General features: G+C 36.5%; 7 protein-coding genes and 2 pseudogenes. 5 read left to right on the forward strand and 4 right to left on the reverse strand.

Features of this window, described 5'->3' with window-relative positions; translation table 11 throughout:
- The first annotated feature begins 33 nt into the window (after positions 1–33).
- Positions 34–900, forward strand: coding sequence for a 23S rRNA (guanosine(2251)-2'-O)-methyltransferase RlmB (rlmB, locus tag AFK68_RS26805; RefSeq protein WP_094676602.1), 867 nt, complete (start codon positions 34–36; stop codon positions 898–900).
- 929 nt (positions 901–1829) lie between these two features.
- Positions 1830–2084 (forward strand): DUF1816 domain-containing protein, encoded by a 255-nt coding sequence (locus AFK68_RS26810; RefSeq protein ID WP_371357579.1) that lies wholly within the window; start codon positions 1830–1832, stop codon positions 2082–2084.
- Between the two features lie 367 nt (positions 2085–2451).
- On the opposite strand, the gene AFK68_RS26815 is transcribed toward AFK68_RS26810, so the two are convergent.
- The 4 genes and pseudogenes from AFK68_RS26815 to AFK68_RS42670 all read right to left on the reverse strand — a co-directional run.
- Positions 2452–3333: an alpha/beta fold hydrolase gene (locus AFK68_RS26815; protein ID WP_094676606.1), complete on the reverse strand. Its 882-nt coding sequence runs from the start codon at positions 3331–3333 to the stop codon at positions 2452–2454.
- Between the two features lie 847 nt (positions 3334–4180).
- A complete protein-coding gene (ligA, locus tag AFK68_RS26825; RefSeq protein WP_094676610.1) occupies positions 4181–6301 on the reverse strand; it encodes an NAD-dependent DNA ligase LigA in 2121 nt (706 codons plus the stop codon).
- A gap of 376 nt (positions 6302–6677) precedes the next feature.
- Positions 6678–7463: metal-dependent phosphohydrolase (locus AFK68_RS26830; protein ID WP_094676614.1), on the reverse strand; the 786-nt coding region annotated here is incomplete at its 5' end.
- A gap of 1 nt (position 7464) precedes the next feature.
- Positions 7465–7840: pseudogene (locus AFK68_RS42670) on the reverse strand (metal-dependent phosphohydrolase); the annotation flags it as partial.
- Between the two features lie 1334 nt (positions 7841–9174).
- Between AFK68_RS42670 and AFK68_RS26840 the strand changes: the two are divergent.
- From AFK68_RS26840 to truB (AFK68_RS26850), 3 genes and pseudogenes are all read left to right on the forward strand, one after another.
- On the forward strand, positions 9175–10008 hold the full coding sequence (locus AFK68_RS26840) for a calcium-binding protein (protein WP_094676612.1): 834 nt from the start codon (positions 9175–9177) through the stop codon (positions 10006–10008).
- Between the two features lie 125 nt (positions 10009–10133).
- Positions 10134–10293: pseudogene (gene truB, locus AFK68_RS26845) on the forward strand (tRNA pseudouridine(55) synthase TruB); the annotation flags it as partial.
- A gap of 50 nt (positions 10294–10343) precedes the next feature.
- Positions 10344–11249, forward strand: coding sequence for a tRNA pseudouridine(55) synthase TruB (gene truB / locus AFK68_RS26850; protein ID WP_094676616.1), 906 nt, complete (start codon positions 10344–10346; stop codon positions 11247–11249).
- Positions 11250–11515 lie beyond the last annotated feature (266 nt).

An 11515-nucleotide genomic window follows, 5' to 3' on the forward strand; every position in this document is an offset into this window, starting at 1 on the left:
TTATTAAACCCTACTCCCTATTTTATCTAAGTTATGTCTACAAAAAATTCTCAATTAAATCCTCAAGAAAAACCCCAAAAAAAGAAACAAATTAAACTAAAGGATAGACGCTCAAAAAATGATAATTCAGCAAATACCAACGAGGAAGATGACGATCTAATCTATGGACGACATACTGTGCAAGCTGCCCTCAAAAGTGAGCGATATTTAAACCGCATCTGGATAATTTCTCCACTGCGATACGATCCCCGGTTTCATACATTGCTAAATGAGGCTAAAACAAAAGGTACAATTATAGATGAAGTAGATGACAGACGCCTAGATCAAATTACCCAGAGAAAAAATCATCAGGGTATAGCAGCTCAAATATCTCCTTACGAGTATAAAGAACTTCACGAATTAATTTCCCAAGCAAAATCGAAAACGGATCAACCTGTATTACTGGTAGCTGATGGTATCAACGATCCCCATAACTTAGGAGCCATTATTCGTACTGGTGAAGCTCTCGGAATACAAGGTTTAATTATTCCACAAAGACGGGCAGTGGGCATAACTTCGACTGTAACAAAAGTTGCGGCAGGAGCGTTAGAAAATTTTCCTGTAGCTAGAGTTGTTAATCTTAGCAATGCTTTGGCAGAATTGAAGAAAGAGGGCTTCTGGATATATGGTACTGTGGCAAATGATGGAGAACTGATTCATACAGTAAAATTTACTGGAGCTATTGTCTTGGTGGTTGGCAGTGAAGCAGAGGGTTTAAGTCTTCTAATTCAAAAAAACTGTGACGTCTTAGTTTCTATACCAATGTCGGGAAGTACGCCTAGTTTAAATGTATCAGTAGCAACGGGTATGGCCATTTATGAAATCCACCGACAACGCTGGTCAAAAAATTTGCGTATGTAGTAAAAATATAACGTTTCTCAATAGGAAGAAGATACAAGATTTGGGATTTTAGGGAACATTCGAGAAGGCTAAAGGCTACAGAATATCGGGAATCTAAGAACTTATAATATACCTCACTTAGATGGAAAATGTTATATGATTGAAAAAACAGAAGTTGCGTAGTATAACAAAGTAGAGACTAATAATATACCTGAAAATGGATTGAGCAATTTTCTGGAAATGTCGCAATAGAACTACTGTTAAATTGCGATTTGATTAACAGTTAGATGGGGTATTTAAACCGTAGAATAAAGTTCCGCGCACAACTTCATTAACAGCCCGATCTTAACAGAAACCCTGCACATTATATGTCGCGAAGCAAAACAACTGGAAGTCAGGAGTAATTTTGGGAATTTAGACCTGACTCTTAGGTGAAAGCTTTATGGGGTAAAAATCTCAACTATGTACTAGGGGGATCTAAAATTGGCTGGAGTTGAATTCCCAGACTCAAGATTTAGATTGTGGTGAGTAGTAATGGTATAAGGAGTATGGGGAGTTTAGGGAGTGTGAGAAAAAAATGTATATTCTCACCAGCGACGCGAGCAGGACTACCAAGATTTATTTCTCCAGTATTGCAGCCTTCTGACTCCTGCTTGAATTATAAGCTGCCAACTAATCAATCGTTATTTAATCGAAGCAAATACGTCAAAATCTCTTCTACCAGTGAATTAATCATAGATTATGAAACTAACCCTTTTCACTATCATCAAAACTCACTATAATTTGCACAGTTTAGTTTAGTTATGGATTAAACTTTCCCTAGATAGTTAGTTTATAACTTCTGAATCTGGAAGTTATAGGTATTATCAGAAATTAAAATCAGTACATTCAATAATCAATTACTAATACTCAGATTCTTAAATAACATGGAAGAAACATTGGTAAATTTTATGAACTTATCTGGAATAGCTTGGTGGGTTAAAATTTCTACTTTAAATCCCCGTTGCACTTATTATTTTGGCCCGTTTTTGACAAGTGAAGAAGCTAAAGCTGCTGAAGCAGGTTATTTAGAAGATTTAGAAGCTGAAGGGGCTGAAGGTATTCAGGTGCATATTCAGCAGTGTCAACCTGTAGAGTTGACTATATATGATGATGAACTAGAGAGCAGTGGCGATCAGGTAATGGTAAATCCTGTATTTAACTAGAGCTAGGTGCGTATCATAATTTTAGATACACTCCCTGCGGTGGTCTTATAGTTTCTGTTTGTCGAGGTTTAGACCTCGATCGGTCTTGGCAATATAGAGTTTCTATCCGCGAGACTGATAGAATTACTATTATGCCACTTATGATTAAAAGTCGAAAAAGTCAAATCTAGTTATCACTGGGAAGTCTAAAATGTGTTTGGTGATGCTCTATCCAGTTTTTAATATCTGTTAGCACTTGGNGTGGTCTTATAGTTTCTGTTTGTCGAGGTTTAGACCTCGATCGGTCTTGGCAATATAGAGTTTCTATCCGCGAGACTGATAGAATTACTATTATGCCACTTATGATTAAAAGTCGAAAAAGTCAAATCTAGTTATCACTGGGAAGTCTAAAATGTGTTTGGTGATGCTCTATCCAGTTTTTAATATCTGTTAGCACTTGGTTAGGAATTTCCCAAGGAAATAAATGGGCAGTATTAGGGTAGCATTGCCAAGCAGCATTTTTGAGGTGAAGAGCAGTTTCTTGACTTGACTCAGAGGTAATATGGCGATCTCTTACCCCTGATAATACTAACGAAGGAGATTGAATCTGAGCTAGGTCAGCTAATTTATTATAACCAGCTCTTAAAGCTTGATTCAAGGATCTAGTGGCCATTCTAGAAGTTTGCAAATAAGCGGGAACTGCTTCTTGTGCTAAGTAGTGATAGGTGGCAGGAGTGTGACGTTGGATGAGATATCGAAATAGCGATCGCTTGCCAAAAGTATTAATATTCCATTGCCAACCAGGCAAAAAATAATTTATGATCCCCGCTAAACCAGTATAAAGATTATCCTGCCAAGTTATAGGTGGATGATTACTTCGAGGTCTTGCTGCTGTAGCTATTAAAATTAAACCTGCGACTTGCTCTGGGTTTCTCAAAGCTAACTCCATGCCAATAATTCCACCTAACGACCATCCTAATATTAAGCATCTAGAAATTTGCAGTTGTTCTAGAAGTTTTTCTAAGTCTATTAGATGTTGAGTCATTTCAAAGTTGGTTTTCGTAGAACTTTTGCCGTATCCTCTTAAGTCTGGAGCAATAGTTTTAAAGTTTTGGCACAAAGAGTTAGTAAAGACTGACATACATTGACTTGAACCTGGATGTCCGTGGAGACAGAGAATAGGAAAACCTTCTCCTTGGATGTGAAAATGTAGTTCAGCAGGTTCAATAATAATTTTTCTTTGTTGAGCAATGACTCTATTTCCCCACATTTATTTCTTTTTTAATTCCTAAGTTTNGTCTGGAGCAATAGTTTTAAAGTTTTGGCACAAAGAGTTAGTAAAGACTGACATACATTGACTTGAACCTGGATGTCCGTGGAGACAGAGAATAGGAAAACCTTCTCCTTGGATGTGAAAATGTAGTTCAGCAGGTTCAATAATAATTTTTCTTTGTTGAGCAATGACTCTATTTCCCCACATTTATTTCTTTTTTAATTCCTAAGTTTTCCATTCATTCAATCAGAGTAACTCCCCGAATATTTGCTAATTCTACCAAATTTCCTATTTGTTCGCTTAATGTTAAGAGTTCATTGTATTCTGTATCTGTTATACCAATTCCTAAAAGTAACGCTATACTTGGGTACTACTTCAGTTATTAAGTAATTAACACAACTAGAATAACTTTTTTGCAGGCTTTGAGCTACGAATACTGTTAATTATTCTTATTTTTACTACTCCCCTACTCCCGTACCAAAAAAGTGTAGAAAAGTTTTTGAGAAATGGTATTACTCCCTTACTCTCCTAATTTTAGGATGAGAATCAGATTTTTCCTATCATCAAATCTTTCCATCCATCACTCTTGAGTGCAAAACCACAAACATTTTCATTCTATGAAGCTCCTAAAAAAATTGGCGCGTCAAAGGATTTTCGGTTGCATCCTCACAATTTTTGTGATAAGTTAAATTTTAAATGGGGTTACTTGCCCAATTACATGACTTTTTATTCAACTAAAAAAATATAGCTTTGATCGCGATAGCTCAGGTCTGAGAAAGGAAAATCAAGGAAAAAGATACTGTTAGGGGTTCTGGGGTTCTATATAACTTCTGACTTCTGACTTCTAACTTCTAACTTCCAACATCTCCAGTAACTCCGCCTCACTCAACTGTTTCACCCCCAACTTTTTTGCCTTCTCTAACTTAGAACCTGCGTCCTCTCCCACCACAACAAAATCAGTCTTAGAACTTACCGAACTTGTCACCTTACCACCAGAATTTTGAATCAAACTTTTCGCCTCATCTCGCTTCAAGGTTGGCAAAGTTCCCGTCAATACAAAAGTCTTCCCTACTAAAAAACTACTTTCAACTTTTTCCACATTATCTGTAGAGTCTTTAGTCTCCAAAGTCACTCCAGCAGTTTCCAAACCTGCCACCAAATTCTGATTTGCTGGTACTCGAAACCACTGTTCAACAGACTGAGCAATTTCTGAACCAATACCATACACACTTTCAATATCAGTTACCTTTGCTTGCCCTAACTGTGCCACAGTTGGGAACTTCTGAGTCAACAACTCTGCATTCACACTACCCACATGACGAATACCCAAACCATAAAGCACCCGCCCCCAGGGTTGAGCCTTAGAAGTAGCGATCGCCTCCACCAACTTACTCGCCGACTTTTCCCCCATTCGTTCCAAGGTAGTCAAATCTTCTACAGTCAAATTATACAAATCTGCTACAGACTTAACCAAACCACCATTAACCAACTGCTGCACCAACTTTTCCCCCAAACCATTAATATCCAGAGCGCCCCTAGACGCCCAATGTGCTAATGAACCCCGGAGAATAGCGGGACATGAAGCATTAATACATCGAGTTACTGCCTCATCTCTAGGTTTAATCACAGGTTGACTACATTCTGGACAGTGAGTGGGCATTTGAAATCTTTTAGCATCTGTTGGTCGTAATTCTGGTAAAACTCTGACCACTTCTGGTATAATCTCCCCTGCCTTGCGAACTATTACAGTGTCCCCAATATGTAAGTCCAGTTCTGCCAGGCGATCGCTATTATGTAGTGATGCCCTTTGTACGGTTGTCCCTGCCAACTGGACTGGTTTTAATTCGGCCACGGGAGTCAGCGCCCCAGTACGGCCTACTTGAACTGTAACTGCTTGGACAATGGTGGGAATTTCTTCAGCGGGATATTTGAGAGCGATCGCCCAGCGAGGGAATTTTTGAGTAAATCCTAATTTTTTTTGTAGTGGTAAATAATTGAGTTTAACTACTACTCCATCAGTTAAATAAGGTAAATTTTTTCGTTCTTTATCCCAGAATTGATAATATGCTGCAACTTCATCTAAAGAGGAACAAAGTTTACGGTTAGGGTTGACTTTAAAACCTAATTTTTGGAGTAATTCTAAATATTCCCATTGAGTAGAAAATTCAGAAAATTCGGATTTATTTTCTTCTAAATAAAGTGTATAAGCAAAAAAATCTAATCGGCGTTGAGCGACTATTTTTGAGTCTAATTGTCTTAAAGTACCTGCTGCTGCATTACGGGGATTTGCAAATAGAGTTTCTCCAATTTTTTCTCTTTCAGTATTAATATTTTCAAATACATTTACTGATAAAAAAGCTTCACCCCGAACTTCTACTATTGCAGGCGGATTATCAATTTTAAGTTTTAAGGGAATACTATTAATTGTCTTGACATTTTGAGTAATATCTTCCCCCATAATTCCATCACCGCGAGTAGCTCCTCGTATTAATAAACCATTTTCATAAGTTAGAGCTAAAGCAGAACCATCAATTTTTAATTCACAAACATAATCAATATTTCCCAGGTCTATTTCATCAGAATGAGAGCCATTGTTAAGGTCATAATTTTGAGTTTTTACTTCTAATTTTTGAATTTTGAATTTTGAATTTTGACTTTTCCAACGTTCTTGCCAACTTTTTAATTCTTGAATATTAAAAGCATTTTCCAAACTATAAAGAGGAATATTATGTTTAACTGATACAAATTTAGTTGCTGGTTTTGCTCCCACTCTTTGAGTAGGACTATCGGGAACAATTAATTGAGGATATTGGGTTTCTAATTCCTGTAATTCTCGAAGTAGGCGATCGTAAACAGCATCTTCCATAATTGGGTTATCAAGAACATAGTAAGCATAACCAGCTTCTTGAAGTTTTCCCCTTAATTGTTGAGTGTATTGCTCAATTTCTGGTGTTAATTTTGCCACGATTTATTGTTTCCTTACCTCAATTTTAGACAAAACAAATTAATGAGCACCAATTTACTCATCAGAAAAAAACCTTTTTAAATAGATTACACTCTTCGGAAAGACTGAGTTAACTACAAATACATAACTGCTACCTTTTGTCAAGTTTTATGTTAAGAAAGATATTTATAAACTATAGCTTTTTCAGGAGATGAAAAAAATTTCGATTTAGTCTTTCAAACATCTAGCTTTAGTCTTCGGTACTGATAACTGATAACTGATTAAACCAGAGCTTTTTCAGGAGATGAAAAAAATTTCGATTTAGTCTTTCAAACATCTAGCTTTAGTCTTCGGTACTGATAACTGATAACTGATAACTGATAACTGATTAAATTCCCTATAAATTCAAATCTAAAAACTCACTAAATTTCTTTTCTCTGATTGGTATTTTTACTTCCACACCTCCATTATTGCGACTTTTATCATCACCATTACCTGATTTTGTACCATTAACTTTTGTCTTAGGTTCATGTTCTACCTGAAATACATTTGCATAGAGATTAGCAATAATTTGTTTTCCGCTTTGAGTTAATTCCAAATAATTAAGAGCTGCAGGAATATAAGGATAAACCCCATTCCAGTAAAATTTCCCGTAGCTGCGTCGGAGATCCCCAGGAGATTTATAACCTAAAACTTTATTAGTACCAACTTCTTCAAATTCATAAAATAAAGCATTAATTTTGAGCAAATAATTCGGGTCACTTAATTGACCAATTAAATCTGCCGCCCTTGATAACCCAGAAAAATTATTTCTATCTTGATGAGTTTCTGCTTCCGGAACAGGAAAACGAGTTAATTCAATATTACGTTTTATTTGCTCCGCATCAATTAATCTATGACCACCAAAACGTTCATCTATTACTAATTTACCCCGGTCAACATGATAAGGTGTTAAGCTAGCTGCAGTAGCCCCATCTGATAAAGAAACCATCCCACCATCTATTCCTGTAGCATATCGACCTAATAATTCTTGGTCTTCTCGACAGACTCCCTTCGTATAGCCAATATCATGACACAATAAAGAAATAATATAATGTAACCAATCTTCAGGAGAAACTCCACCTTCACGAATGTGCTTACCCCGCAAAATTTCTTGCCCCACAAGAGTAACTAACATTGTGTGNATAAAGAAACCATCCCACCATCTATTCCTGTAGCATATCGACCTAATAATTCTTGGTCTTCTCGACAGACTCCCTTCGTATAGCCAATATCATGACACAATAAAGAAATAATATAATGTAACCAATCTTCAGGAGAAACTCCACCTTCACGAATGTGCTTACCCCGCAAAATTTCTTGCCCCACAAGAGTAACTAACATTGTGTGTTCAACATTGTGATATAATGCGTCACAATTAGCGATATTTTCCAGAGCCATATTTCCCGCCCAGGCAATAATTTCTGGATAGTCTGGTTTAAAACCACCATAAGTACGATGGTATCCTGCTTGTAGCTCCTTGACAAAAGTATCTATTAAGATTTCTGTTGGATTAAACATTACTATTTCTTTGCACTCCAGTATATAAGTGTTACTCTGATAGCTTGAGCTGTAGCAGTTAGCCGTTAATTTATCAATTTATCAGAACTTGCTTTTATAATTAGTTTAATTGCAAGTCTAAATATCAACAAACTATTTTTTTAGTTTGACTTTTCTATTGTCTGCTTAGTTTAAAATTAACAAAAATTTATGGCTTCGCCAACATACTTGTCAAAATAAGAAGATATATCGTTATAGGTCAGGTAAAAAGCAAAAGCCAAAAGGCAGAATTTTACTAAAACAAGGTGTTCAGTATATACCAATCTTCTAAACTTAATGGGTACTACTATAATACATGAATTTAAGAAATTATGGACATACAGATTAATCAGACTTGACACTCTGTAGCTATTATAGTTTTATTTTGGGGACATATACATACAAGAGGTATTTAGTATGTATGTCTTCAGTTTTTTAGTCAAAATCAGAACTCAGGAGTAGGAATTATAGATAAATTTGGCAAGACAGAACAATTAAATTTGAAGGCTGATTTTTATTTCAAAACTGATGTTGATTTTTCCTAAAACTATAAGTTAGGAGTCAGGGTTCAAAAGCTATTAGCTGGTTTCATTAATTGATAATTGATAATGGATAATTGATAATTACAAGAAGGTTAAAACCGTTACGGAATTGAATATCGGGAAATATCATTTCTTTTTTTTCCCTTAAAAGGGGAGGCTTCAAGGCGCGAATTATTTATTATNTGGATAATTGATAATTACAAGAAGGTTAAAACCGTTACGGAATTGAATATCGGGAAATATCATTTCTTTTTTTTCCCTTAAAAGGGGAGGCTTCAAGGCGCGAATTATTTATTATTTAATAATTAATAATTATTAAATAATAATTGGGTAAAAAAGCTTTTGCCTCAAATTTTGATTGAATAAATATTATCCCATCATCCCTAGCATATCTTGAGAGATAGAATTCTCTCTTAAGCTAAAACTACCAGAAAAGACTTATCAATAGTAATTAGATAGCTCTAAAATTGGTTCTATATTACTGACCTAAAGAAATCTAATTAAAAAGATTTCAATAATTAATAATTAACAATTAATAATTACCTCCTCTTATAAAGAAGAGGATTTTGCTCAAGGAAATTTTTTTCTTCTCTTGGTCGATTCGATATGGCGCACTTCTGAATGTTCCGCATTCATGTCTGCGAAAGGCGAAGTGCGTTTGTGTTTAGCTAACGCTAAACGACCGCTTTTTTCTCCATGAATGGAGAGTCTTTATACCTTAATTTTCGGTAAATACTAATATAATCAGACAAAGAAGTTATTCAGAAAAGTGTTATGGTAACTGCAACAGAAGAAGGTATTTTTAATGGTACTATAGTTGATCTTTTTAGGCCACCTCCGGATAATGGAGACGGAGGTAGTATGGGTAGTAATGGGACAAGTCCCGATGGAGGTGGAGGTTCTCCAAGTAGATTCACTGAAATTGTGCTGACAGAAGATGACGATGAGACTATTGGTACAGCAGGAGCAGATTCAATTGTGGGATCGGCAGATCGAGATTCTATAGATGCTAGAGATGGAAGAGATATAATTTTTGGCAATGAGGGTAATGATACAGTTCTGGGAGGATTGGGTGATGATTCCCTATTTGGTAATCAAGAACAGGATTCTCTCTTAGGGAATAATGGTGAAGATACATTGTGGGGTGGTAGGGATAATGACTTTCTAGATGGAGGTGATGGTGAAGATACACTTTTTGGTAATAGAGGGAATGACTGTCTTTTTGGAAATTTAGAGGATGATTGTCTATACGGAGGTAAAGGAAATGATTGTCTAGATGGAGGTGAAGGTAATGATACTTTAGTAGGCGATCGCGGGTCTGACACTTTAACAGGAGGAACCGGAGAAGATACATTTGTTCTTGCTGAAAACACAGGTGGTCTGAGTGCGTCAGAAGCAGACATTATTACTGATTATAATCCTGATGAAGATGATCGAATTGGATTAATTGATGGTTTGAGTCGTAATGACCTGCAATTTGAGACAACGGTTGTAGGAGGGGAAAATGGAGAAAATGGGGTAGTTATTAGGTTGGACAATGACGAAGAAGATTTTCTGGCAATAGTTATTGGAGTTGAAGAAGATGACCTTGACTTCACAATTATTTGAGACTACATTGGGGTTTGACTGTGAGAGGTGTGGCAGAAAATTCAGTTTTTATTAATATAGCTTGCGTATTTTCCAGACCCTGTACTCCCTACCCTATTCCCTATTCCCTATTCCCTCTTAGTATAATGCAAGGATTTCTTAATCTTAACAAACCATCTGGTATGACTTCCCACGACTGCGTAGCAAAGGTACGAAAGTTGCTACGTCTCAAGCGTGTCGGACATGGAGGAACTCTCGACCCTGCTGCTACTGGTGTTTTACCTATCGCGGTAGGAAAGGCAACTANACCCTGTACTCCCTACCCTATTCCCTATTCCCTATTCCCTCTTAGTATAATGCAAGGATTTCTTAATCTTAACAAACCATCTGGTATGACTTCCCACGACTGCGTAGCAAAGGTACGAAAGTTGCTACGTCTCAAGCGTGTCGGACATGGAGGAACTCTCGACCCTGCTGCTACTGGTGTTTTACCTATCGCGGTAGGAAAGGCAACTAGATTATTACAATTTCTCCCCTCACAAAAAGCTTATATTGGTACAGTCAGATTTGGTACGATCACTACTACTGATGACTTAGAGGGAGAAATTGTTCAATCTACACCAGCACCAGAATTAATGTTGTCTGATATTGAAGCAGTGCTGCCAAATTTCTTAGGTAAAATTGAGCAAGTACCACCGAGTTATAGTGCAATACAAGTACAAGGAAAGCGACTTTATGATTTAGCGCGTCAGGGAAAAACAGTTGAAGTTCCCACTCGCGTTGTTGAAGTATTTAATATAGAAATTCTTGACTGGCGACCTGGAGATTTTCCAGAAGTAGATTTGGCGATCGCTTGTGGTAGTGGTACTTATATTCGAGCGATCGCCCGCGACTTAGGAGCAATTTTAAATACTGGTGGAACTTTAGCTGCTTTAACCAGAACAGAAAGTAGTGGTTTTTCTAGGAAAAATAGTCTCACTTTTGCAGAAGTGGAAAATCAGTTACAGGAAAATAAATTTAGTCTTTTATCTATGGAAATAGCATTGGCACATTTACCAGGGATATTTTTAGTTGCTGAAGATGGAAAAAGATGGTGTCAAGGTCAACGTTTACCTTATCAAAAAAGATGGGAAATAGAATCTGAAAAAACTGATAATCATTTCCGAGTATACAATCTAGAAGGTGAATTTCTAGGTATTGGGCAATTAATCAAATCCGAACAAAATTTATTATTAGCACCTCAAGTTGTAATTAGTAATTAACTATTTTCTAGTGTTTTGGATATAAATATAGCAATCAGAAATGATTTATGATATATTTAATAATAATTAATATCAATCAAAATCCTTTGATATTCTGACTCCTTGACTCCTAATTATATCATGTCCGGATAATTAGTGATAAAAAAACTTTCTCCTTTTGATACTTCCTTTTTCCCACTTCCCTCCTGACTCCTGTACGGGCGTTAACGATAGTTATGCGAAGCTAACGGCCGTTTCGCGGAGCGACATGTTTGCGGAGCATTCCG

The sequence above is a fragment of the Hydrocoleum sp. CS-953 genome, assembly GCF_002260545.1.
Taxonomy (GTDB): Bacteria; Cyanobacteriota; Cyanobacteriia; order Cyanobacteriales; family Microcoleaceae; genus Trichodesmium.

What these genes read in the sequence shown, in the direction of transcription:
- rlmB (WP_094676602.1), top strand. Translation starts at nt 34, where the DNA reads ATGTCTACAAAAAATTCTCAATTAAATCCTCAAGAAAAACCCCAAAAA.
- AFK68_RS26810 (WP_371357579.1), top strand. Translation starts at nt 1,830, where the DNA reads ATGAACTTATCTGGAATAGCTTGGTGGGTTAAAATTTCTACTTTAAAT.
- AFK68_RS26815 (WP_094676606.1), bottom strand. Translation starts at nt 3,333, where the DNA reads ATGTGGGGAAATAGAGTCATTGCTCAACAAAGAAAAATTATTATTGAA.
- AFK68_RS26840 (WP_094676612.1), top strand. Translation starts at nt 9,175, where the DNA reads ATGGTAACTGCAACAGAAGAAGGTATTTTTAATGGTACTATAGTTGAT.
- truB (WP_094676616.1), top strand. Translation starts at nt 10,344, where the DNA reads ATGCAAGGATTTCTTAATCTTAACAAACCATCTGGTATGACTTCCCAC.